Origin of the sequence: Kitasatospora sp. NPDC057904 (genome assembly GCF_042887925.1) — a bacterium.
Classification (GTDB): Bacteria; Actinomycetota; Actinomycetes; order Streptomycetales; family Streptomycetaceae; genus Kitasatospora.
The window spans coordinates 340,603-363,988 of sequence record NZ_JBHVOL010000009.1 but is presented as its reverse complement, the minus strand read 5'-3'; the positions used below and the strand labels follow the sequence as shown (position 1 = coordinate 363,988).

Here is a 23,386-nt window from a genome sequence, read left to right as displayed (position 1 = left end):
GCGGGACCCTTCCCGCCCCGGGCCGTACGGGCCGGTTTGCCCCCCGGGCGGCCGGTCCGTATTCTTGACCATCGGCGTGTCTACGCCATTGCTCCCGAGCACATCACCTTCCCGGTACGTCCGCGCCAGCGCGGAGGGACGGGGAGAGGCTCCTGTGTCCGTACCCAGGTGGCTGGCGTCGGGGGTTCCGACCGAGCAAGGAAAGCAGGTACCGCATGTACGCGATCGTTCGCGCAGGCGGCCGCCAGCACAAGGTCGCCGTCGGCGACGTGCTGGAGATCGACCGTATCGAGGCCAAGCCGGGTGACTCGGTCGAGCTCTCGACCATCCTGGTCGTCGACGGTGACGCCGTCACCTCCGACCCGTGGGTCCTGGCCGGCGTGAAGGCTCACGCCGAGGTGGTCGACCAGACCAAGGGTGACAAGATCATCATCCTGCGTTACAAGAACAAGACCGGCTACCGCCGTCGTCAGGGTCACCGTCAGAAGCACACCGCGGTGCGCATCACCAGCATCGACTCGGTCAGCAAGTAAGGGGATAGCGAAAAATGGCACACAAGAAGGGCGCAAGCTCTACTCGTAACGGCCGTGACTCGAACGCCCAGCGCCTCGGCGTGAAGCGCTTCGGTGGCCAGGTCGTCTCGGCCGGCGAGATCCTCGTCCGCCAGCGTGGCACCCACTTCCACCCGGGTGCCGGTGTCGGCCGCGGTGGCGACGACACCCTGTTCGCGCTGACCGCCGGTGCGGTGCAGTTCGGCAACCGTCGCGGCCGCAAGGTCGTCAACATCGTGGCCGTCGAGGCCTGAGTCCCCGCGGACTCACGAGTCGCACCAGACTCACACTGAAGGGTGGGCCGGAATGTTCCGGTCCACCCTTCGGCTTTACGCAGGTAGCAAGCAGACTCATCCGTACTGGAGGCACACCCCATGACCACCTTCGTGGACCGCGTCGAACTTCACGTCGCCGCGGGTAACGGAGGCCACGGCTGCGCCTCCGTTCACCGGGAGAAGTTCAAGCCGCTCGGCGGCCCCGACGGCGGCAACGGCGGCGAGGGCGGCAGCGTCATCCTCACCGTCGACGCGCAGATCACGACCCTCCTCGAATACCACCACTCGCCCAAGCGCAAGGCGACCAACGGCAAGCCCGGCGCGGGCGGCAACCGCACCGGCGCCGAGGGCCAGGACCTCGTCCTGCTGGTGCCGGACGGCACCGTCGTGCTCGACCGCCAGGGCAACGTGCTGGCCGACCTGGTCGGCCACGGCACCAGCTTCGTCGCCGCCCAGGGCGGCCGCGGCGGCCTCGGCAACGCGGCGCTGTCCTCGGCCCGCCGCAAGGCGCCCGGCTTCGCGCTGCTCGGCGAGCCCGGCGAGGCCCGTGACATCGTCATGGAGCTCAAGTCCGTCGCCGACGTCGCCCTGGTGGGCTACCCGAGCGCCGGCAAGTCGTCGCTGATCTCGGTGCTCTCCGCCGCGAAGCCGAAGATCGCGGACTACCCGTTCACCACGCTCGTCCCCAACCTCGGCGTGGTCACCGCGGGCGACACCGTCTACACCATCGCGGACGTGCCCGGCCTGATCCCCGGCGCCAGCCAGGGTCGCGGCCTCGGCCTGGAGTTCCTGCGCCACGTCGAGCGCTGCTCGGTGCTCGTGCACGTGCTGGACTGCGCCACCCTGGAGCCCGGCCGTGACCCGCTGAGCGACCTGGAGACCATCGAGGCGGAGCTCGCCCAGTACGGCGGCCTGGACGACCGTCCGCGCCTGGTCGCGCTCAACAAGGTGGACGTCCCGGACGGCCAGGACATCGCCGACCTCACCCGCGCCTCCCTGGAGGAGCGCGGCTTCCAGGTGTTCGAGGTCTCCGCCGCCTCCCGCAAGGGCCTGCGCGAGCTGAGCTTCGCGGTGGCGAAGATCGTCGCCGAGGCGCGTGCCGCCAAGCCGGTCGAGGAGTCCACCCGGATCGTGCTGCGGCCCACGGCCGTCGACGACGAGGGCTTCACCATCACCGAGGAGGACGGCGCCTACCGCATCCGCGGCACCAAGCCGGAGCGCTGGGTCCGCCAGACCGACTTCTCCAACGACGAGGCCGTCGGCTACCTCGCCGACCGGCTCGCCCGCCTCGGCGTCGAGGAGAAGCTGTGGAAGGTCGGGGCGCGCGAGGGCGACACCGTCATCATCGGCCCGGACGAGAACGCCGTCGTCTTCGACTGGGAGCCGACCATGGCCGCCGGCGCCGAGATGCTCGGCCGCCGCGGTGAGGACCACCGCTTCGAGAACCCGCGGCCGGCGGTCGACCGTCGTCGCGAGAAGCAGAAGGGCCGGGACGCCGCCGAGCAGGAGTTCCTGGACTTCGAGGCGCTGTCGAGCGGCCGGCCGGCCGCCATCGAGGGCGACGACGAGGACTGATCCCGCGCAGCCGAACGGCCCCGCCACCCTTTCGGGGGAGGCGGGGCCGTTCGCGTCGGTCGTTCAGGTGTTCAGGCGTGAGCGGACGTCACTTCGTCCAGGCGGCCTGGACCTTGGTGATGTCGGTCGAGTCGCCGAAGCCGACCATCACCGGGGTGCCGCCGCCGGCCGGGAAGCTGACGATGTCGCAGCCCTTGAACGCGACGCCCTTGGTGGCGCCCGAGAAGCTCGGGGTGGTGCACTTGGCGATCGGGGTCGAGCCGACCGGGTTGGCGAACGACGCGGTGTTGCCGCTCGCGTCGTAGACCTTGAGCTTGGAATCCGGGGCGCTGAAGGTCAGCTTGGTGTCCCCGAGGTTCGTCATGGTCCAGCTGACGTAGTACAGCGCGCGGCCGTCCAGGCCGGCCGTGTTGGCCTTGGCGTCCTGGAAGTCCTTGAGCGAGCCCGGGGTTATGCCGGTCACGGTGAGCTGGAGCTTGGCGGCGGTGTTCGAGGTCTTGTCGTTGAAGTCGACCGCGGCCGGCTGGCCGAACTTCACCGAGGTGCCGGCCTGCGGGAGGCTGCCGGCGGCGGCCCCGCCACCGGTCGAGGCGCCGCCCGTCGCCCCCGCCGTCCCGGCGCCGCCGGCCGCCGCACCGCCCGTGGCGGCACCGCCGCCGGTGGCCGCTCCGCCCGCGGCCGCGCCGGTCGGGGCCGCGGAACCGCCGGTGGCGGCACCGCCCGTGGCCGCACCGCCGGTGGCCGAGCCGGTCGAGCCGGTGGCGGCACCGCCCGTGGCGGCGCCGGTGTCCGAGTTGTCCGGGCCGCAGGCGGCCAGGGACAGGGCGGTGGCCGCCGCCAGTGCGGCGATTGTCAGCTTCGTGGTGTACGAACGCATGGTGCGCTAACTCCTGGGCGCGCGACCGCGAACCGTTGCCGGCATGCCCAGTGCGGTGCCGCCCGATGGCATTGAGGGTCGAAGACGAGTGGGTCCAGCGGGCAAGAAGCCGTCCCCCGATCTGGCTTTCGGTCAGGGACCATACCAGCCATCCGGATTGGTGGCCCGGCTGTGGCGAGGCCGTGACCGGGCCGGGTCCAGCCGGTGAAACACCCTGCGGCCGACCTGCACGGATCGCGTAGATTTCGGGGGTGACGGCCGGGCCCGGCGACCCGGTCCACGGCATGGCCGCACCCGCACCACACCGGAAGGGCGTACAGCGAGATGAGCGACGACTCACTGCGGGAGGAGGTGCTGACCGCACGGCGCATCGTCGTCAAGGTCGGCTCCTCCTCACTCACCACGGCGGCCGGCGGCCTGGACGCCGACCGCGTCGACGCCCTCGTGGACGCGCTCGCCAAGGTGCGCGCCCGCGCGGACGCGCCGGAGGTCGTCCTGGTCTCCTCCGGCGCCATCGCCGCCGGCCTCGCCCCGCTCGGCCTGGAGAAAAGGCCCAAGGACCTGGCCCGCCAGCAGGCCGCCGCGAGCGTCGGGCAGGGCCTGCTCGTCGCCCGGTACACCGCCTCCTTCGCCCGCTACGGCATCCGGGTCGGCCAGGTGCTGCTCACCGCCGAGGACGCCAGCCGGCGCGCGCACTACCGCAACGCCTACCGCACGCTCGACCAGCTGCTGGCGATGGGCGCGATGCCCGTCGTCAACGAGAACGACACCGTCGCCACCGCCGAAATCAAGTTCGGTGACAACGACCGGCTGGCCGCCCTGGTCGCCCACCTCGTACGGGCCGACCTGCTGGTGCTGCTCTCCGACGTGGACGGCCTCTACGACGGCGACCCGGCCCGCCCCGGCACCAGCCGGATCGCCGAGGTGCGCGGCCCGCACGACCTCGACGGCATCCAGATCGGCAGCGCGGGCAAGGCCGGCGTCGGCACCGGCGGCATGGTCACCAAGGTCGAGGCGGCCCGGATCGCCACCGGCGCCGGCATCCCGGTGGTGCTCACCGCCGCCAGCCACGCCGCCGACGCGCTGGCCGGCCGGCCCACCGGCACCCTGTTCCTGCGCACCGGCAGCCGCACCTCCGACCGGATGCTCTGGCTCGCCCACGCGAGCAGCCCGCGCGGCGCCCTGCACCTCGACGCGGGGGCCGTCGAGGCGGTCGTCTCCGGGGGTGCGTCGCTGCTGCCGGCCGGGGTGGTGAAGGTCGACGGCGAGTTCGCCGCGGGTGATCCGGTGGACCTGATTGCCGAAAACGGCCACATCGTGGCGCGCGGGCTGGTCAACTTTGATGCGAGGGAGTTGCCCCGCCTGCTCGGCCGGTCCACCCGTGACCTGGCCCAGGAGCTCGGCGCCGCGTACGAGCGGGAGGTCGTCCACCGCGACGACCTGGTCGTCCTGCGCGGCTGACCGGCCGGCGCGGGGCGGGTGCCGGCCGGGGGCCGCTCCGCACGGGGAGGGGCCCGGCCGCCGGGCGAGGAGGGGCGCAGCCGTGCGCGCCGGCCGAACGCCGGCGGGACGGGTGGGGGGACGACAGGACATCGCCGAACAGGAGGCCGCCGGTGGAACGCAGGCGCGAGGCAGCGCTGACCGGAGGAACGGCGGGCCGGCGGCTGACCAGCATCGACGGCGGACGCGGGGACGCTCCCGCCGAGTCGTCCGGTCCGCCGCCGCAGAGGCCCGGCGGGGTGCGCAGGCTGCGGCCGGACCACCGGGACGCGGGGGAGCCGCCGACCGTGCCCGAGCAGGCGCGGCTGTGGCACGTGGTGCTGAGCGTGGCCGGCCAGGTCACGCCGCTGACCTCGCTGCGCGCCTCGCTGGAGCGGCTCGCGCACGACCACTCGTTCTTCCTGACCGCCCGGTACGCCGCCGACCACGCGGAGATCCGCTACTGGGAGCAGGCCCGGGACCTGCACGACGCGGCGGCGATCGCGCTGCGGCTGTGGGGCGAGCACAAGGTGACCGCGAACCTGCCGCCGTGGGAGATCGTCGGTCTGGAGGTGGTCGACCGGGCGACGTACCACAAGCGGGTGGCGGAGGGCTTCGGGGACCCGCCGCCGCACCTGGGCGGCGTGCACCCGTACTGACCGCCGGGCCGTCTCATCGCGCGAAACGGGGGCTCGGCGGGCGTGGCGCAGTCGCTACCCTTGGCGCATGACCAGCGACCTCGCCCCCGCCGACAGCCCCGTCCTCGCCGTAGCGCGCCGTGCCCGGGAGGCCGCCGCCGCGCTCGCCCCGCTGCCGCGCGGCGCGAAGGACACCGCGCTGCTGGCGATCGCGGACGCGCTGGTCGCCCGTGCCGCCGAGGTCGTCGCGGCCAACGCCGAGGACGTGGCCCGGGCCCGCGAGGCCGGGACGGCCGAGTCCGTGATCGACCGGCTGACGCTGACCGACGAGCGGATCGCGGCGATCGCCGCCGACGTGCGCAGCGTGGCCGGCCTGCCCGACCCGGTCGGCGAGGTCGTGCGCGGCTACACGCTGCCCAACGGTCTGGACGTGCGCCAGGTGCGGGTGCCGCTCGGCGTGGTCGGCATCATCTACGAGGCCCGGCCGAACGTCACCGTCGACGCCGCCGCGCTCTGCCTGAAGTCGGGCAACGCGGTGCTGCTGCGCGGCTCGGCCTCGGCCTACCGCTCCAACACCGCGCTGGTGGCCGTCCTGCGGGACGCCGTCGCCGCGGCCGGGCTGCCCGCCGACGTGATCCAGCTCGTCCCGGGCGAGAGCCGCGACTCCGTCCAGGAGCTGATGCGCGCCCGCGGCCTCGTGGACGTGCTCATCCCGCGCGGCGGCGCCTCGCTGATCCGCGCCGTGGTCGAGGGCTCGACCGTGCCGGTGATCGAGACCGGCACCGGCAACTGCCACGTCTACGTGGACGCGCGGACGGACCTGGCGATGGCCGTCGGCATCCTGCTGAACTCCAAGGCGCAGCGGGTCAGCGTCTGCAACGCGGCCGAGACGCTGCTGGTGCACCAGGACGTCGCGGACGCCTTCCTGCCGCTCGCGCTCGCCGCCCTGGCCGGTGCCGGGGTGACGGTGCACGGCGACGACGCGGTGCTCAAGGCCGCCGAGGGCACCGGGGCCACCGTCGTGCCGGCCACCGACGAGGACTGGGGCGCCGAGTACCTGTCGTACGACATCGCCGCCGCCGTGGTGCCCTCGCTGGACGCCGCCGTCGAGCACATCCGCCGCTGGTCCTCCGGCCACACCGAGGCGATCGTGACGACCTCGCAGGCCGCCGCCCGGCGCTTCACCCGGCTGGTCGACTCGACCACCGTCGCCGTCAACGCCTCGACCCGCTTCACCGACGGCGGTGAGTTCGGCTTCGGTGCGGAGATCGGGATCTCCACGCAGAAGCTGCACGCCCGCGGCCCGATGGGCCTGCCGGAGCTGACCAGCACCAAGTACATCGTCACCGGTGACGGGCACGTCCGCGGCGAGGCCGCGCAGACGGTGGGCGGGGACGCCGACGCGTTCTGAGCGGGGGCGGCCGGGGCCTCCGGTCGGGGTGGCCGGGCCTCGGGGCGCGTGGCCGGGGCGCTCGGGGCGGGCGGCCTGGGCCTCCGGTCGGGATGGACGGGGTCAGCGTCACACGTGTGACGGACCAACTGGCAGGAGCCACAGACAAATCGCCCGCCCGGTAATACGCTGAATCCGTGGCTGAGGATGTGGGGGGCTTGCCGTACCCCGACGGCTCCGACCACGGTGGTGCGGACGACGAGTTCGCCACCGTGGTCTTCGACGAGGCCTTCGTCCGGTCCGCCGCCGTGCACGAGCCGACGGCCAAGGAGCGGCAGCTCGCCGCTGCCGAGGCCAGGCTCGAGCCGGACACCGCGGGTCCGGGCTGGGGCTATGACGTCCCGGCCGGGGACGGGGTGCCGCTGGAGCTGCGCCCGTACCCGAGCCGGCTCGACGACGACCACCTCTACCCTGATCCGTGGTCAGGGCCGGGCCGGGCGGTGGGCCGTTCGGGCCGCCGCCGGGGCCGGGGCGACGGCGGTCCGGTGCGGGGGCGCGGGCGCTACGTCGCCCAGCAGCGCTGGCACCGGCCGGTCGCGTGGGTGCTCGCGGTGATCATGGGCGTGAGCCTGGTGGCGGTCGCCGTCGCGGCGATCTACCAGGGCGTGGGCGGCGCCTCCGGCGCGCCCCCGCGGCCGGATTCCGGGAGCAGCAGCGCCGGGGTCGACCCGACGCCCGCGCCCGCACCGCCCGCCGAGCCGTCGCTGGTGGTCACCGCGCCCGCCGGCTGATCCCGCGGGGGTCGTGCGCCCGGGGCGGGTGGTCACGCAGCGTTCCCGGGAATCTGCGTGAGCACCCTCGTGGCGGGGCGGGGGTGCGCCTACCCTGGTGGTGTGGGTGACCCGCGAGAGCCTCCGGAGGGTACGCCCGACGGTGGGTCCGGAAACGAGGACGAGTACCGGTCCGTCGTCTTCGACGAATCGTTCGTGCGGGCTGCCCGGATCCAGGAGCTGTCCGCCCGGGAGCGGCTGGCCGGCTCCTTCGGCCGGGCCACCCGGCCCAAGGTGCGGCTCGGCCCGTTCGGCACGGTGCCCCGCCAGGCGCTCGCGCTGCTGCTGCTCATCCTGCTGGCCTTCGCGGCCGCCGTGTACTTCGGGGTCAGCTCGCCGAAGGGCACGGCCGCGCGCCCCGAGGGCAGCCAACTGACCGTCAGCCTGGTCGCGTTGAGCCCGGCCTCGGCGGTGCGGCCGGTCGCCGACCCGGCGAACCCGTTCGCCGCGCTGCCGACGGGGTACGGGGACGGGACGACGGGGCTGAACACCCCGGCCGGGACGTCCACCGAGCACTTCAGCCGGGTCGAGGTGACCAAGGCGCTCGACACCGTGCAGCGCTACCTGGTCGCCTCCTCGCTGGCGCCGGCTGCCCTCGTCCAGGGCGCCACCGCCGACGTGCGGGCCTTCGTGACGCCCGGCGAGCAGGCCGGGTTCGACGCGAGCGTGGCACAGCCCGTCGACGACCGGCACCACGCGGTGACCGGCTGGCTGGTCCGCTTCGACCCGGCGCAGGTGGCCCTGGCGACCGACACCGTGAAGGTGGCCGGCGTGATGCGGGTCGACGAGGCGGACAGCGGCACGCTGCAGGTCACCACCGACCACACCTTCGTCTACGCGCTCAGGCCGGCCGGCGCCCCCGCCGGCGCCCCGGTCACGCTGGAGACCGTGCGGCGGGAGCTGACCTTCCAGTTCGACCGGATCGACCTCGGCGCGGCGCAGCTGCGGCTGGTGGACGCGGTGGTCCAGGCCGGGCCGGAGCCGTGCACGACGTCGATGGCGGGCTTCCTGCAGCCGGTGCTCGCGACCCCGCAGGGCGTCCGGGTGCCGGGGCCGGCGGCGGTCGACCCGGGCGACCACGCGCACCCGGCGTGGCAGGTGTGCGGGGTGCTGGCCGGGAGCTGAGGCGGGGCGCGGGTGGGCGGGAACGCCGACGGTCGGTGGCCCCGGGCGGGGCTCACCGGCCGTCGGCGGCGGTCGCGGTTACGACTCCTCGCCGTCCTTGGGCGCGGACCCGGTGCGCGCGCCGGCGCCCGTGAAGGTGTCGCGGATCTTGCCGCCCACGGTCGCGGCGCCGCCGGCGACGTCCCGGATCAGGCCCATCAGCGGGTCCTTGCTCTCCTTGACGGAGGTCGTGTAGTGGTCGGCGGCGGCCTTCCACTGCTCGGTGACCGAGGTGTCCGGGTCGTCGGTGCGGCGCGGGTAGGCGCCGGCCAGGATCGAGCGGTACTCGTCGCCCTCGGCCCACTTCTTCAGCGCGGCGACCCGGACCACGGCGAACGGGTGGCTCTGCGGCAGCACCTGGAGCAGCTTGAGCACGCCGTCGCGCAGGTCGCCGGCCTTCTCGTACTCCTCGGCCTGCTCCAGGAAGGCGTCCACGTTCATCTCGGCCAGGTTGTGCCCGCCGGCCAGCTTCATCAGGGCCCGCATGGAGGCCTGGAGGTCCTGCCCGGCCAGCAGGCCGGCCCGGTCGCTGGACAGCTCGGCCTTGCGGAACCACTCCTTGAGCGCGGTGACGATCGCCATGATCGCCAGGTTGCCGAGCGGCACCCAGGCGATCCGGGTGGCGATGTTGGTGAGGATCAGCAGCATCGTCCGGTAGACGGCGTGGCCGGACATCGCGTGGCCGACCTCGTGGCCGATGACCGAGCGCAGCTCCTCCTCGTCCAGCAGCTCGACGAGCCCGCTGGTGATCACGATGATCGGGGTGTCGATGCCGATGGTGAAGGCGTTGACCGTCGGGTCCTGGGTGACGTAGAGGTCGGGGACCTTCTCCAGGTCGAGCACGTAGGCGGCGTCGCGCACCATGTCGTGCAGCTCGGGGAACTGCCGCTCGGAGGTCTTCACGGCGGTGGCCAGGAACATCAGCCGGATCGCCCGCTCCGACACCAGGCCGGCGAGCTTCTTGAGGACGTCGTCGAAGCCGGTCAGCCGGCGCAGCGCGACCAGGGCGGAACGGTCGGCCGGGTGCTCCCAGGCCCGGGTGGAGATGTCGGGGAAGCGCTGGCGGCGCCGGCTCGGGGTCTTCGCGGTCGTGTCGGTCATGGTCTGAGCACCCTCCTGGTCGACGGCGGCCCCGGCCGGTGGCCGGCCCCCGCTGGTCTTCGCCTGCAACGACTGCTTGTGCAACGTCCGCGGTTGCGTACTCGTCCCCGCCGCGAGCCCGCGGTGGGGTCCGGCCGCGCCGGAGGGGCCGGTGGCGGGCCCCGGTGTGAAGCCGGTTTACCCTGAGGGCCCTGGAGAACCGAGACCGGACCCGGCCGCGGTAACCGAGCAGTCCGAGGAGCACCGCAGATGTCCACCGACGCCCTTGTCAGCCTGGCCGCACCGATCTCGGACGAGCCCGGCCCGGGCCTGTTCCTGCGGATCATCATCATCGCGTCGTTCGTCGGGGTCGGCCTGCTGGTCTGGATCATGGCCCGCGCCTTCCGCGGCAACTAGGACGCGTCCCGGGGCGGACGCGTCCCGCGCGGTGGCACCGTTCGCTCACGCCCGGTCAGCGGCGGTGGGCCGCCGAGCGGTTGCCCCGTCACCCCCCGTACGATGACGGGTGGGCCCTCACCGGCCCGCCAGCACCCCCAGGTCCGTCCTCCGAGCCGAGAAGGTCCAGCAGACCATGAACACCGCCGCCGCACTGCCCGTCCTGAACCTGCTCGCCGACGGCGAGGGGGGCAACCACGACAGCCTCAACCCGTACCTCTCGGGTGGCGCCGCACTGTTCGTCCTGCTGCTCCTGCTCTACGTGACCACCCGCTTCAACCGGGACCGCTGAGCCGGGCCAGGGGTCGCTCGGGGAGCGTCCGGCACACCCGCCGGCCGCTCCCTCACGCATGTCCGGGCCGCACGTGCGGCCTGCTCCCACACGGGTGTTCCCGCACCGCAACGGGCGTCGCGTAAGGTGTCTCGCCATGGGAGAGCAGGCCGGGATTCCCGGCGGACCGGAACCGGTGAAGAAGCGCCTCGGCGTGATGGGCGGCACCTTCGACCCGATCCACCACGGCCACCTGGTCGCCGCCAGCGAGGTGGCGAGCGCGTTCCACCTGGACGAGGTGATCTTCGTGCCGACCGGGCAGCCGTGGCAGAAGAGCGACCGCCACGTCACCCCGGCCGAGGACCGCTACCTGATGACGGTCATCGCCACCGCCGAGAACCCGCAGTTCTCGGTCAGCCGGATCGACATCGACCGCGAGGGCCCGACGTACACCGTCGACACCCTGCGCGACCTGCACGCGCTGCACCCCGACGCCGACCTCTTCTTCATCACCGGCGCCGACGCGCTCGCCCAGATCCTGTCCTGGCGCGACTCCGACGAACTCTTCTCGCTCGCCCACTTCATCGGGTGCACCCGGCCGGGGCACACTCTGTCCGACGCCGGACTCCCGGTGGGCGGGGTCTCCCTGGTGGAGGTCCCCGCGCTGGCCATCTCCTCCACGGACTGCCGCAACCGGGTCGCCAAGGGCGAGCCGGTCTGGTACCTCGTGCCGGACGGCGTGGTCCGCTACATCGACAAGCGGGCGCTGTACGCGCCGCACGGGACCTGACCAGGAGCGTATGCGTGACTGATCGCAGCGGCGGCGACGCGGGGCAGCGCCCGGAGGACTGGTCGACCGGGCAGTACCCGCAGTACCAGCCGTACGGGCAGCAGCCGGTGCAGCAGTACGACCAGTACGGGCAGCCCGTGCCGGCGGCGCCCGCGTACGGCCAGGACCCGTACGGCGGCTACCAGGAGCAGTACCAGCAGCAGCCGTACCAGGCCTACCAGCAGCAGGGGCAGGCCCCGCAGCAGTACGAGCCGTACGAGTCCTACGGGCAGCAGCCGGTGCAGCAGTACGACCAGTACGGGCAGCCCGTGCAGGCGTACCAGCAGGGCGGCTACGGCTACCAGGAGCCGCAGCCGTACGCCTACGACGGCTACCAGCAGCAGGCGTACCCGGTGGCCGAGCCGCAGGCCGGGGACGCGGTGCAGGTGGCCCCCATGGCCCCCATGGCCCCCGCCGCGCCCGAGCCCGTCGCCCCGGCGGCGGCCGCCGCGCCCGTGCCGCCGCGCCCGCGCACGCCCAGGCCCGCCGAGACGGCGCCGGCCAAGCCCGCGCAGCCGTCCGAGATGGTCGGCGGAAGCCGCACGCCCAAGGGCGCCAAGGAGCCCAAGGACTCCTACACCACCGGTGAGTTCACCTTCGTCGACGAGGAGGCGGAGGAGACCGAGGACGTCATCGACTGGCTGAAGTTCGCCGAGTCCCGCAGCGAGGTGCGCGCCGAGCGCCGCCGGCGGCTGCGCAACCGGCTGATCGGCCTCGGTGTCGCCGTCGCGCTGGCCGCGGGCGGCGTCGGCGGCTACCTGTTCTTCACCGGCGACAGCAAGCAGACCGCGGCCAAGGCGGCCGGCAAGCGCCAGGTCAACGTCGTGCACCTGCGCGACCTGCAGGGCAAGGTCTCCAGCGCGCTGCTCGTCAACGACGCCGCCGGGGGCAAGGGCACCGTGCTGCTGCTCCCCGACACCCTGCGACTGCCCGGCCCGGGCGACCCGGCCGTCGCCCCGGTCAGCCAGGCACTGGACCCCTCGATGGGCGCCGCCGCCACCCGCGACGGCCTGTCCGCCGTGCTCGGCGCCCCCGTGGCCGGCACCTGGCGGCTGGACACCCCCTACCTGGAACTGCTGGTCAACCAGCTCGGCGGCGTCCGGGTGGACACCAACGCCGAGACCCACGACGGCGGCAAGCCGGACGGCGCCCTGCTCAGTGCGGCCGGCAAGAACACCCTGCTCAACGGCAAGGCCGCGGTCGCCTACGCGACCCTGCAGGCGGCGGGGGAGAACCGCGACGCCCAGCTCGCCCGGTTCGGCCAGGTCATGGACGCCGTCGTGCGCACCATGCCCACCGACTTCAACGAGGCCAAGGACGACGTGCACCGGATGAACGCCGTGCTCGACCCGTCGCTGCCCGAGGACGCCCTCGCCGGGGTGCTCGCCCAGCTCGCCCAGCAGGCCAAGGACGGCCACTTCGGCACCACGGCGCTGACCGTCAAGCCGGACGGCTCGCTGGACGAGGCCACCGCCGGCAAGCAGGTCAAGGACGTGCTCGGCGGCACCGTGAAGTCGGCCGTCGCGGGCGACGCCCCGGCGCGCGTGTCGGTCCAGGACGCCTCCGGAAACGACCAGGCCGCCGCCTCCGCACAGGTCCAGATCGTGAACGCGGGCCTGACCTTCATCCCCGGCGGCGCCAAGGGCGCGCCGCAGGCGACCAGTGAGATCCGCTACACCGACGACGCCCGGCAGGCCGCCGCGAAGTCCCTGGCGACCAGCCTCGGGCTGCCGGACACTGCGGTGAAGAAGGTCGGTGACGCCCAGAACGCGGACCTGGTCGTCGTCCTCGGCAAGGACTACCAGCCGCCGAAGAACCAGTAGCCGGCCGGCGGCCGGCGGTGCGCGTGGGGGCCGGGCGACCCCGGCCCCCACGCGCACCGGAAAAAAGCGGTTCCGGGACGGCCCGGGCGGCGTGAGATCCTGGAATGCGGTCCCGGCGGTGCGTCGGGGCAGCCCCACGCCGCCGACCCGGAAGTACACCGTGACCGTCACCGACCACAGCCAGCAGCTCATCACCGTCGCCGCCCAGGCGGCGGCCGACAAGCTGGCGCACAACATCATCGCCTTCGACGTCAGCGAGGTGCTGTCGATCACCGACGCCTTCCTGATCGCGTCCGCGAACAACGACCGCCAGGTCCGCTCCATCGCCGAGGAGATCGAGGACCAGCTGCGCGAGCAGCTGGACATCAAGCCGGTGCGCCGCGAGGGCGAGCGCGACGGCCGCTGGATCCTGCTCGACTACCTGGACATCGTCGTGCACGTCCAGCACTCCGAGGAGCGCTCCTTCTACTCGCTGGACCGGCTCTGGAAGGACTGCCCCGAGCTGCCGCTGCCCGAGGACGCCATCGCCTCGCGCAACCGCCCGGACGCCCACACCGACGAGGCCGGCAACGCCGTCGCCCCGGCCGACGACTTCGGCAAGCCCGAGGAGCAGTTCTGAGCCCGGCCGCGCGGGGCCCGCGCATCGTCTTCTGGCGCCACGGTCAGACCTCCTGGAACCTCGAATCGCGGTTCCAGGGCACGACCGACATCGAGCTGACCGGCCACGGCGTGCTGCAGGCGCAGCGCGCCGCCCGGCTGCTCTCGGGGCTCCGCCCCGACCTGCTGATCTCCTCCGACCTCAAGCGGGCCAGGCGCACCGCCGACGAGCTCGCCAGGATCACCGGGCTCGACGTGCAGCACCACGAGGGCCTGCGGGAGACGTACGCGGGCTCCTGGCAAGGGCTGACCAACGCCGAGATCCGGGCCCGCTACCCCGAGGAGTACGCGGCCTGGGCGGCCGGCGAGCCGGTGCGCCGCGGCGGCGGCGAGCTGTCCAGCGAGGTCGCGGACCGCTCGGTGCCCGTGGTGCTGGAGGCGGTCGACAAGCTGCCGGAGAGCGGCACGCTGGTCGTGGTCAGCCACGGCGGGACGATCCGCACCATGCTCGGGCGCCTGCTCGGCCTGGAGCCGGCGCTCTGGGAGTGCTTCGGCGGGCTGTCCAACTGCTGCTGGTCGGTGCTGGGCCGGGGGGCGCGCGGCTGGCGCCTGCTGGAGCACAACGCGGGCACGCTCCCGCAGCCGGTCATCGGCGACGACACCTGAGTGTCGGCGGCGGGATGCGGAGCGGGAGCGGGAGCGCGGGGCCCGGGAGGGACTCGTAGGTTGCCCGCAGGTGGCTCGCAGGGGCGGATTTCGCAGTTCCGGGCCTGACCAGCTAGAGTCTTCCTCGTTCGCAGGGAAGGAACGCGGCCCGGAAGGGAAGCGGGAGATCCGGTGAGTGCGGGGCTATAGCTCAGTTGGTAGAGCGCTTGCATGGCATGCAAGAGGTCTGGGGTTCAATTCCCCATAGCTCCACTCCGCACCAGTGGTCCGGCCTGGCCGGTGCCGCACGTGTCGCGGGGCTATAGCTCAGTTGGTAGAGCGCTTGCATGGCATGCAAGAGGTCTGGGGTTCAATTCCCCATAGCTCCACAGTCGCCGAGAGGCCGCCACCCACCGGGTGGCGGCCTCTTGTGTTTCCCGGGGTTGCTGTGGTTGTTGTTGCCGGCCCCGCGTGTTGCGGACGTGCCGTCATCCGGCCCGCTCGGGGGCGGCCGCGGAAACGGATTAGGGGAGCACCCCCGTGACCGTGTAAAGTAGTCGATGTCGCCGAGGGAAACCGGACGGAAACCCCGGTGACATCGCAGGTCAAGGGGCTATAGCTCAGTTGGTAGAGCGCTTGCATGGCATGCAAGAGGTCTGGGGTTCAATTCCCCATAGCTCCACAGAAGTTGAGGGCCGCTTCCCGAATCGGGAAGCGGCCCTCGGCCGTTGCGGACCCCGCGCGCCCTGCCGTCCGCCTCGGTGCGCCCCGCCGACCTGGCTTCGCGCGCCCTGCTGTTCGGGCTTCGCGCGCCCTGCCGTTCAGGCTTCGTGCGCCCCGCCGTACGCCACTCGACTGTGCATGCCACCGGCACGGGACCCGGAAGGACCGCTACCGTCGTGCCATGGCCGATCTGGAGCGAAGGCGGAACGAGGAACTGGCCCGGATACTGCACCAGCTCGGCTGGAGTCCGGAGCGGCTCGCCCGCGAGGTGAGCCTCGCCCTGCCGCCCGGCCTGGCCATCAGCTCCACCGCCCCCTACAAGTGGCGCGACCGGGGCATGGTGCCGCGCAGCCCGCACGACCAGACCGTGTGCGAGGTGCTCAGCCGCACGCTCGGCATGGCCGTCACCTACGAGCAGCTCTGGGGCCGCATGGGCGGCCACCGCGGCGCCAAGATCCTCTCGCCGAGGCTGCTCACCGACCCGTGGACCGCCGACACCGCCCAGACCGCCCTGCGCGAGGCCGCCACCGACGCCGGGCCCGTCCGCCTCACCGACTTCTTCCGCAGCGCCGACCTCGACCAGGCCGCCGAACGGCTCTCCTCCCCGCCCCCGCCCGTCGGCGGCGGCGAGGGCGCGCTGCGCGTCGACCCCGGACTCGTCGGCGAACTCGGCCTCTCCTACCGCAGCAAGCAGCGGCTGGAACGCTCCTGCGGCGGCGGCCTCGTCCTCGGCCCCTGCCGCGCCGAACTCGCCATGGTGGCCAAGCTCCTGGAACTCGGCGCCTACGACGAACGGCTCGGCCGCGACCTCTACGGCCAGGCCAGCCGGCTCGCCCGGCTGGCCGGCTGGGCCGCCTACGACCTCGGCCACGATGCCGCCGCCCAGCGGGCGTTCGTCGCCGCGCTGCGCGCCGCCCACGTCAGCGGCGACGCCCGGCTCGGTGTCTTCGTGCTCGGCGGCCTCGTCGTGCTCGCCACCCAGGGCGCGGGCGGGCGCGGACTGGACGCCGTCGCCGCGCTCACCACCGCCCTCGACGCGCACGGCCACGCCCTCGGCGCCCCCGGCCGGGCCCGCCAGTTCGCCCGGATCTCCCGCGCCTACGGGCGCCGCGGCCTGGCCGAGGAGGCCGCCGGGGCCGCCGACCGGGCCTTCGCCGAACTCGAAGGCCTGCCCGGCACCGAGGAGGCCCGCGCCGACCTCGCCGGCATGGTGGGCGAGGGCCGGCTGTTCCTCGGCGACCACCGCAAGGCCAAGACCCTGCTCGCCGAGGCCGTCGCCGGCCTCGGCCCCGGCCGGGCCCGGGCCAAGGCGCTGCTCATGGTCCGGCTGGCCGAGACCCACCGCCGCCTCGGCGACCAACGGGAGGCCGCCCGCACCGCCGCCGCCGCCCGCACGCTCGCCTCCGGCATGCAGTCCGAGCGGGTCGCGCGGGCGCTGCGCGACTTCGACGCGGCCGGGCGCGCGGTATCCCCGGGAGCGCGCTGACCCGCTTGCGGTACCCTGAGCCCATGCGAACCGTGCGCCTGCTCCTTAGCCGGCCGCGCTGACCAGGACCGGCTGCGCCCTCGGGCGGTGCCGGAGTCGGCGTGGCGTCCCCTCCTGCGAGGGGCTTTTTTGTTTTCCGCCCCGTTTCCGGTCCGGTCCGGGGTCTTCCGGTACCCGGCCCGCCGCGTCCGGGGTGCACGTGCCCGGTCCCCGCGTCCGGTCCACGAACACGACCCCGTGCACGGTTCACGTGCGCGGTGGTTCACGTGCGCGGTTCGCCAACTGACATCGATGGAGCTTGAAGGACCATGAGCGAGACGACCCCTGCGTCCGGCGCGGCCGAGCCCGCGACCGAGCCGTTCCGGTACAGCGCCGCGCTGGCGGCGGAGATCGAGTCCCGCTGGCAGGACATCTGGGAGAAGGAAGGCACCTTCAACGCTCCCAACCCGGCCGGCGACCTGGCCGACCCGGCCGCGGGCGACGTCGCCGCGAAGCCGCACAGCTTCATCATGGACATGTTCCCGTACCCCTCGGGCGCGGGCCTGCACGTCGGCCACCCGCTGGGCTACATCGCCACCGACGTCTACGCCCGCTACCAGCGGATGACCGGCCACAACGTGCTGCACACGCTGGGCTACGACGCCTTCGGCCTGCCCGCCGAGCAGTACGCGGTGCAGACCGGCACCCACCCGCGGGTCTCCACCGAGGCCAACATCGCCAACATGCGCCAGCAGCTGCGCCGGCTGGGCCTGGGCCACGACCCGCGCCGCTCGATCTCCACGATCGACCCGGAGTACTACCGCTGGACCCAGTGGATCTTCCTGCAGATCTTCAACTCCTGGTACGACGAGGACGCCGGCAAGGCCCGTCCGATCGCCGAGCTGGTCGCCGCCTTCGAGTCCGGCTCGCGCGAGGTGCCGGGCGGGCGCGCCTGGTCGCAGCTGTCGGCCGCCGAGCGCGACGAGGTCCTGGGCGAGTACCGCCTGGCCTACGCCAAGGAGGTGCCGGTCAACTGGTGCCCCGGCCTGGGCACCGTGCTGGCCAACGAGGAGGTCACCTCGGACGGCCGCTCCGAGCGCGGCAACTTCCCGGTGTTCAAGTCCAACCTGCGCCAGTGGATGATGCGGATCACCGCCTACTCCGACCGGCTGATCGCCGACCTGGACCTGCTGGACTGGCCCGAGGCCATCAAGCTGCAGCAGCGCAACTGGATCGGGCGCTCCGAGGGTGCCCGGGTCGACTTCGCGATCGGTGCGGGCGAGGGCGCGGGCGCGGGCGAGGGTGCGGGCGAGGGCGAGGGCGAGAAGATCACCGTCTTCACCACCCGCCCCGACACCCTGTTCGGCGCCACCTACATGGTCCTGGCCCCCGAGCACGGCCTGGTCGACACCATCGTGCCCGCCGAGTGGCCCGCCGGCGTCCCCGCCGAGTGGACCGGCGGCGCCGCCACCCCCGCCGAGGCCGTCGCCGCCTACCGCGCGGCCGCCGCCGCCAAGTCGGACGTCGAGCGGCAGGTCGAGGCCAAGGTCAAGACCGGCGTCTTCACCGGCGCCCACGCCGTCAACCCGGTCAGCGGACAGCCCGTCCCGGTCTTCATCGCCGACTACGTGCTGATGGGCTACGGCACCGGCGCCATCATGGCCGTCCCCGCCCACGACCACCGCGACTTCGCCTTCGCCCGGGCCTTCGCGCTGCCGATGCGCTGCGTCGTCAAGCCCACCGACGGGCGCGACGAGGACCCGTCGACCTGGGACGACGCGTTCGACACGTACGACTCCGTCATCGTCAACTCCGCCCGGGAGCAGGGCGACCTGTCCCTGGACGGACTGAGCGTCGTCGCCGCCAAGGCCGCCGCCACCGCCTGGCTGGCCGAGCGCGGCATCGGCGAGGGCACCGTCAACTACCGCCTGCGCGACTGGCTGTTCAGCCGCCAGCGGTACTGGGGCGAGCCCTTCCCGATCGTCTACGACGAGGACGGCGTGATGCACGCGCTGCCCGAGTCGATGCTGCCGGTCGAGGTGCCCGAGGTCGACGACTACTCGCCGCACACCTACGACCCGTACGACTCCACCTCCTCGCCCAAGACGCCGCTGTCCCGCAACGAGGACTGGGTCAACGTCGAGCTGGACCTGGGCGACGGGCCCAAGCGCTACCGCCGCGAGACCAACACCATGCCCAACTGGGCGGGTTCGTGCTGGTACGAGCTGCGCTACGTCGACCCGTCCAACGGCGCGGCCGTCGTCGACCCGGCCAACGAGCGCTACTGGCTGGGCCCGACCGCCACCAAGCCGGCCGGCGGCGCCGACCTGTACGTCGGCGGCGCCGAGCACGCGGTGCTGCACCTGCTGTACGCGCGCTTCTGGCACAAGGTGCTGCACGACCTGGGCCACGTCTCGTCCGTCGAGCCGTTCCACAAGCTGTTCAACCAGGGCATGATCACCGCCGACGTCTACCGCGACGAGCGCGGCTTCCCGGTGCCCGCCGCCGAGATCGAGGAGCGCGACGGCACGTACTTCTGGCAGGGCGAGCCGGTCAAGCGCGAGGCCGGCAAGATGGGCAAGTCCCTGAAGAACGCCGTCGCCCCCGACGACATCGCCGACGAGTACGGCGCCGACACGCTGCGCCTGTACGAGATGTCGATGGGCCCGCTGGACGTCTCCCGCCCGTGGGACACCCGCGCCGTCATCGGCTCGTACCGCTTCCTGCAGCGGCTGTGGCGCAACGTCGTCTCGGAGTCGACCGGCGAGCTGGTCGTCACCGACGAGCCGGCCGACGAGGCCACGCTGCGCGCGCTGCACAAGGCGATCGACGGCATCCGCGGCGACATGGCCGGGCTGCGCTTCAACACGGCCGTGGCCAAGGCCATCGAGCTGAACAACCACCTGGTCAAGCGCGGCTCCACGCCGCGGGCCGTCGCCGAGCAGCTGGTGCTGCTGGTCGCGCCGCTGGCCCCGCACGTCGCGGAGGAGCTGTGGCGCCGGCTGGGCCACGGCGACTCGCTGGCGCACACCGACTACCCGGTCGCCGACCCGGCGTACGTCGTCGACGAGGCCGTGACCTGCGTCGTGCAGATCAAGGGCAAGGTCAAGGCCCGGCTGGAGGTCGCGCCGACGATCTCGGACGCCGAGCTGGAGGCGCTGGCCCTGGCCGACCCGGCGGTCGTCGCGGCGATCGGGGACGCTCCGGTGCGCAAGGTGATCGCGCGGGCGCCGAAGCTGGTCAACATCGTCACGGGGTGACGAGCGACGGGGTGACGGGGTGATGAGGTGACGGGCTGAGGGGCTCTCCTGAGTCCGTGCTCGTGCGGGCGGGCGTCCTTCGGGGCGCCCGCCCGTTCTCGTCGGGGCTCGCTTCTCGGCGGGGTTCGTTCTCGGCGGGGTTCGTTCTTGTCGGGGCTCGTTCTCGGCGGCGGCCGGGGTGGCGTGCGGGCTTTCCGGGGTGGGGACCCCCCTGGGGTGGGGGCGCGGGCCTTCCGGGTGGCGTGCGGGCCTTCCGGGGGATCCCCGATCTGTCCCTGATCTCGGGCGTCCGGGCCCGTTCGGCCTGCCCCCGGGGCCGGTTCGGCGGCTACCGTGGAACCCTCGGCGGGGCGGCCCGCGTTGGCCCGAGGGGTCGAATCGGTGGGGTCGGACCGGCGGCGGTCGGCCCGGTGGCGGAAGGTGGCTCGTGATGGACGTGCTCGGCGTGATGCTCGGACTGGCCCTGCTCATCGGGATCGCGGTGGTCGTGCTGGCCGTCGTCGGCACCGTCAAGGCGGCCAAGGCCGTCGCCGCCAAGGTCGAGCGCCACGAGGCCAACGCCCGGCGGGCGGTCGAGAACGCCACGCTCAAGGCCAAGACCTTCGCCAAGCCCGGCCCGCAGGGGCAGATCGCCGCCGTCCGGCTGGGCCTGCGCACCTCGCTCGACGGCACCCGGCAGGTCCTGGAGTCCGGCCTAGCCCAGGACGGCCAGCTCGGCGAGGCGCTCGCCCTGCTGACCCGGCTGGACGCCCACGCGGCCGAACTCGACGGCGAACTGCGCGTGTTGGAGCGTGAGCCGGACACCGGGCGGATCGCGGCCAAGCTGCCCGAGCTGCGGGAGCGCGCCAAGCGGATCACCCACTCCGCGGAGACCATGCGGTGGGCGGCGCAGGACCGGATGCACCGTTTCGCGGAGGACGAGCTGAGCCGGCTCGGCCAGGAGTGCGAGAGCGAGGCGGGGGCGCTGCGGCACTGGGACAGTGCGGGGGCGGGTTCTGCTGCTGGGTCCACGTCGGGTGCCGGCGCTGGTGCGGGTGCTGCTTCTGGTACGGGTGCTGGTTCTGGCTCGGCTTCTGCTTCGGCTTCCGCTCCGGCCGGTTCGGCGGGGGCGGCCGGGCGGGCGTCGGCTCCCCGGGCCGGGCTCACCGACGGGAAGGGGCGGCCGAGTGCCGAGGACCTGCTCGGGCTCGGCGACCCGCTGGCCAAGATCGCGCAGCGGCTGCGGAAGCCGTCCGCGGGGCCCTCGGCCGGTTCCTCGGCGGGCTGATCCGGTGGCGGCGCCGACCGCCGTCGGCGTTCGGGGGCGCCTGCCGGGGCTGCCGTTCGAGTCGTCGCGCGGGGCTGTTCGAGTGCCGCCGCGGTGCCGCACGGGTGCCGGACGGCGGGCGCTGTCATCCCGGCCGAACGGGGAGTAACCTCCGCCTCATGCCCTCCGACCTCGCCCTTGTCACGGATTCCACGGCCTATCTGCCGCAGGAGGCCCTCGACCGGCACGGGATCACGGTGGTCCCGCTGAGCGTCGCGGTCGGCGACGCCGTTCTCGCCGAGGGCGTCGAGATCTCGCCGAAGGACGTCGCCGAGGCGCTGCGCGGCAAGCAGCGCGTGACGACCTCCCGGCCGAACCCCGAGTCCTTCGCGGCGGCCTACCGCGCGGCGGCCGAGGCCGGGGCCCGGGGCATCGTCTCGGTGCACATCTCGGGCGAGCTCTCCGGCACGGTGGAGGCCGCCCGGCTGGCGGCGGCCGAGGCGCCGGTCCCGGTGGAGGTGGTCGACAGCCGGCTCGTGGGCATGGCCCTCGGGTACGGGGTGCTGGCGGCGGCCGAGGCCATCGCGGCGGGGGAGGACCTGGCCGGCGCGGCCGGTGCCGCGACCCGGCGGGCGGGCGGGACCAGCGGCTTCTTCTACGTCGACACCCTGGAACACCTGCGGCGCGGCGGCCGGATCGGCGCGGCGCGGGCGCTGCTCGGCTCGGCGCTGGCCGTCAAGCCGCTGCTGCACCTGCACGGCGGGCGGATCGAGCCGCTGGAGAAGGTGCGGACGGCCTCGCGGGCGATCGCGCGGCTGGAGGAGATCGCGGTGGAGCGCTCCGGGGAGGGGCCGGTCGACATCACCGTGCACCACCTGGCGGCGGAGGACCGGGCGGAGCCGCTCGCGGAGCGGCTGCGGGGGCGGGTGCCGGGGCTGCGGGAGCTGTACGTCGGCGAGGTGGGGGCCGTCATCGGGGCGCACGTCGGGCCGGGGCTGCTGGCGGTGGTGGTGTCGCCGGTGGTGGTCCCGCCGGTGGTGTAGGGGCGTGAGGTGCAGGGGAGTGCAGGGGGCGGTGTCAATGTGATGGGTGCGCCATCACTCTTCCGGGCTAGCTGATTTATCCACAACTCCCGTGTTATCCACAGGCTTTCGGTAATGTCCGCGCGTTCGATCGCGGACTCCTAGCGTGCTCCGCATGACGAGCATGGGCCTGGGCGCGGCGAAGCGCCACGAGATCAACGAGACCGTCCGGTTGCGGATGGCGGCCGTGTTGCCGGGGGCGGGCGCGTTGCCGCTGACGACTGTGGCAGGAGCCCCTGCGCGTGCGGCTGCCGGTACGGCTGCTGGTGCGGGGGTCGGAGAGGCTGCGGCCGCAGGGGCGCCGCCCGCGGAGTCCGTTTCGCGTGTCGGCGCGGTGGGCTCGGTGGGCGCGCCCTCGGGTGAGCCTCGGGGTGGGCCCGATCAGGTGGAGCCGCCGGAAGGCGGCCACCGGGTGCCGTTCCGGTTCGGGCCGGCGATGGTCCTGGACCGGCGGGCGGTGGTGGGGCTGGCCGTCCTGCTCCTGTTCGCGGTCGGGTACGCCGTGCAGCACTTCTGGCTGGCCCGGCCGCAGGCGGTCGCGGTGCCGGCGCTGACGGCGGGCTCGGCGGCGCCGGTGACGTCGATGCAGCCGCTCCCGTCCGGGGCGGCCGAGTCGAGTGCGGAGGGTGGTCCGCCCGGGCCGGCGCCGCCGCCCGCCGTCGAGCCCGTCGTCGTCGTGGACGTCGGAGGCCGGGTCCACACGCCAGGACTGCACACGCTGCCAGGCGGCTCGCGCGTGGCCGACGCCCTTCGGGCGGCGGGAGGTCCGCTGCCGGAGACGGACACCCGGAGCCTCAACCTGGCCCGGGTGCTGACGGACGGCGAACAGATCCGTGTCGGCGAACCGGCACCCCCGCCCGGCACGGACCCCGGCGTCGCCGCCGGACCCGGCCCGGGGCCGCCCTCGGTCGTCCCGTCCAGGCAGTCCGTCAGCCTCAACCGGGCCACCCTCGAACAGCTCGACACCCTCCCCGGTGTCGGCCCGACCCTCGCCCAGCGCATCCTCGCGTTCCGCACGTCGCACGGCTCGTTCCGCACGCTCGACCAGCTTCGGCAGGTCAGCGGGATCGGCGCGCGGACGTATGCGGAACTCCGCCCGCTGCTCACCCTCTGACGTCCCGTCCACCAGC

The 23,386-nt window shown here is 73.7% G+C and carries 21 protein-coding genes and 3 tRNA genes; 22 read left to right on the top strand and 2 right to left on the bottom strand.

Translation table 11 applies throughout. From position 1 onward, the window contains the following. Window positions 1-215: 215 nt before the first annotated feature. The 3 genes from rplU (at window position 216) to obgE (ending at window position 2,401) form a co-directional block, all read left to right on the top strand. On the top strand, window positions 216-533 hold the full coding sequence (gene rplU, locus ACFVSN_RS24495; RefSeq protein ID WP_380446159.1) for a 50S ribosomal protein L21: 318 nt from the start codon (window positions 216-218) through the stop codon (window positions 531-533). A gap of 14 nt (window positions 534-547) precedes the next feature. Continuing rightward, a complete protein-coding gene (rpmA, locus tag ACFVSN_RS24490) occupies window positions 548-805 on the top strand; it encodes a 50S ribosomal protein L27 (protein ID WP_030058248.1) in 258 nt (85 codons plus the stop codon). Window positions 806-925: 120 nt separating this feature from the next. Then, entirely contained in the window at window positions 926-2,401 is a 1,476-nt protein-coding gene (gene obgE / locus ACFVSN_RS24485; protein WP_380446158.1) for a GTPase ObgE, read from the top strand. 88 nt (window positions 2,402-2,489) lie between these two features. Here the strand turns inward: obgE and ACFVSN_RS24480 are convergent, their stop codons facing one another. Then, on the bottom strand, window positions 2,490-3,278 hold the full coding sequence (locus ACFVSN_RS24480) for a hypothetical protein (protein ID WP_387956566.1): 789 nt from the start codon (window positions 3,276-3,278) through the stop codon (window positions 2,490-2,492). 324 nt (window positions 3,279-3,602) lie between these two features. On the opposite strand from ACFVSN_RS24480, the gene proB reads away from it, so the two are divergent. From proB to ACFVSN_RS24455, 5 genes are all read left to right on the top strand, one after another. Next, a complete protein-coding gene (gene proB, locus ACFVSN_RS24475) occupies window positions 3,603-4,739 on the top strand; it encodes a glutamate 5-kinase (RefSeq protein WP_380446135.1) in 1,137 nt (378 codons plus the stop codon). A 152-nt stretch (window positions 4,740-4,891) separates the two neighbouring features. Then, window positions 4,892-5,416 carry a hypothetical protein gene (locus ACFVSN_RS24470; RefSeq protein ID WP_387602020.1) on the top strand — a complete coding sequence of 175 codons (525 nt, stop codon included), beginning with the start codon at window positions 4,892-4,894 and terminating at the stop codon, window positions 5,414-5,416. A gap of 67 nt (window positions 5,417-5,483) precedes the next feature. Then, complete coding sequence (locus tag ACFVSN_RS24465) at window positions 5,484-6,806, top strand: glutamate-5-semialdehyde dehydrogenase (protein ID WP_387602023.1); 1,323 nt, start codon at window positions 5,484-5,486, stop codon at window positions 6,804-6,806. A gap of 188 nt (window positions 6,807-6,994) precedes the next feature. Continuing rightward, window positions 6,995-7,576: a hypothetical protein gene (locus ACFVSN_RS24460; protein ID WP_380446155.1), complete on the top strand. Its 582-nt coding sequence runs from the start codon at window positions 6,995-6,997 to the stop codon at window positions 7,574-7,576. A 102-nt stretch (window positions 7,577-7,678) separates the two neighbouring features. Further along, window positions 7,679-8,740: a hypothetical protein gene (locus ACFVSN_RS24455; RefSeq protein WP_387602026.1), complete on the top strand. Its 1,062-nt coding sequence runs from the start codon at window positions 7,679-7,681 to the stop codon at window positions 8,738-8,740. Window positions 8,741-8,818: 78 nt separating this feature from the next. Here the strand turns inward: ACFVSN_RS24455 and ACFVSN_RS24450 are convergent, their stop codons facing one another. Further along, window positions 8,819-9,880 (bottom strand): M48 family metallopeptidase, encoded by a 1,062-nt coding sequence (locus tag ACFVSN_RS24450; protein WP_380446139.1) that lies wholly within the window; start codon window positions 9,878-9,880, stop codon window positions 8,819-8,821. A gap of 249 nt (window positions 9,881-10,129) precedes the next feature. Between ACFVSN_RS24450 and ACFVSN_RS24445 the strand changes: the two genes are divergently transcribed. The 14 genes from ACFVSN_RS24445 (at window position 10,130) to ACFVSN_RS24380 (ending at window position 23,370) form a co-directional block, all read left to right on the top strand. After that, window positions 10,130-10,276, top strand: coding sequence for a hypothetical protein (locus ACFVSN_RS24445; RefSeq protein ID WP_380446140.1), 147 nt, complete (start codon window positions 10,130-10,132; stop codon window positions 10,274-10,276). A gap of 175 nt (window positions 10,277-10,451) precedes the next feature. Then, window positions 10,452-10,607, top strand: a complete 156-nt coding sequence (locus ACFVSN_RS24440) for a hypothetical protein (protein WP_380446141.1) — start codon at window positions 10,452-10,454, stop codon at window positions 10,605-10,607. A 136-nt stretch (window positions 10,608-10,743) separates the two neighbouring features. Then, window positions 10,744-11,376 carry a nicotinate-nucleotide adenylyltransferase gene (gene nadD / locus ACFVSN_RS24435; protein WP_359973501.1) on the top strand — a complete coding sequence of 211 codons (633 nt, stop codon included), beginning with the start codon at window positions 10,744-10,746 and terminating at the stop codon, window positions 11,374-11,376. A gap of 14 nt (window positions 11,377-11,390) precedes the next feature. Continuing rightward, on the top strand, window positions 11,391-13,238 hold the full coding sequence (locus tag ACFVSN_RS24430; protein WP_387602030.1) for a LytR C-terminal domain-containing protein: 1,848 nt from the start codon (window positions 11,391-11,393) through the stop codon (window positions 13,236-13,238). 160 nt (window positions 13,239-13,398) lie between these two features. Continuing rightward, window positions 13,399-13,857: a ribosome silencing factor gene (gene rsfS / locus ACFVSN_RS24425; RefSeq protein WP_380446143.1), complete on the top strand. Its 459-nt coding sequence runs from the start codon at window positions 13,399-13,401 to the stop codon at window positions 13,855-13,857. Further along, a complete protein-coding gene (locus ACFVSN_RS24420) occupies window positions 13,854-14,501 on the top strand; it encodes a histidine phosphatase family protein (protein ID WP_380446156.1) in 648 nt (215 codons plus the stop codon). Before rsfS ends, ACFVSN_RS24420 begins: the two co-directional genes overlap by 4 nt. 179 nt (window positions 14,502-14,680) lie before the next feature. Continuing rightward, a tRNA-Ala gene (locus tag ACFVSN_RS24415) sits at window positions 14,681-14,753 on the top strand. 43 nt (window positions 14,754-14,796) lie between these two features. Beyond that, a tRNA-Ala gene (locus tag ACFVSN_RS24410) sits at window positions 14,797-14,869 on the top strand. Between the two features lie 220 nt (window positions 14,870-15,089). Then, window positions 15,090-15,162: transfer RNA gene (locus ACFVSN_RS24405), tRNA-Ala, on the top strand. A gap of 222 nt (window positions 15,163-15,384) precedes the next feature. Next, window positions 15,385-16,689, top strand: coding sequence for a hypothetical protein (locus ACFVSN_RS24400; RefSeq protein WP_380446144.1), 1,305 nt, complete (start codon window positions 15,385-15,387; stop codon window positions 16,687-16,689). 308 nt (window positions 16,690-16,997) lie between these two features. Then, window positions 16,998-19,928, top strand: a complete 2,931-nt coding sequence (leuS, locus tag ACFVSN_RS24395; RefSeq protein WP_387602034.1) for a leucine--tRNA ligase — start codon at window positions 16,998-17,000, stop codon at window positions 19,926-19,928. Window positions 19,929-20,358: 430 nt separating this feature from the next. Then, the gene (locus tag ACFVSN_RS24390) at window positions 20,359-21,195 is read left to right on the top strand and encodes a hypothetical protein (protein ID WP_380500177.1); all 837 of its coding nucleotides are present in this window, start codon (window positions 20,359-20,361) and stop codon (window positions 21,193-21,195) included. A gap of 158 nt (window positions 21,196-21,353) precedes the next feature. Continuing rightward, window positions 21,354-22,217, top strand: coding sequence for a DegV family protein (locus ACFVSN_RS24385; protein ID WP_380446147.1), 864 nt, complete (start codon window positions 21,354-21,356; stop codon window positions 22,215-22,217). Window positions 22,218-22,641: 424 nt separating this feature from the next. Continuing rightward, a complete protein-coding gene (locus ACFVSN_RS24380; RefSeq protein WP_387956565.1) occupies window positions 22,642-23,370 on the top strand; it encodes a helix-hairpin-helix domain-containing protein in 729 nt (242 codons plus the stop codon). The last annotated feature ends 16 nt before the right edge of the window (window positions 23,371-23,386 follow it).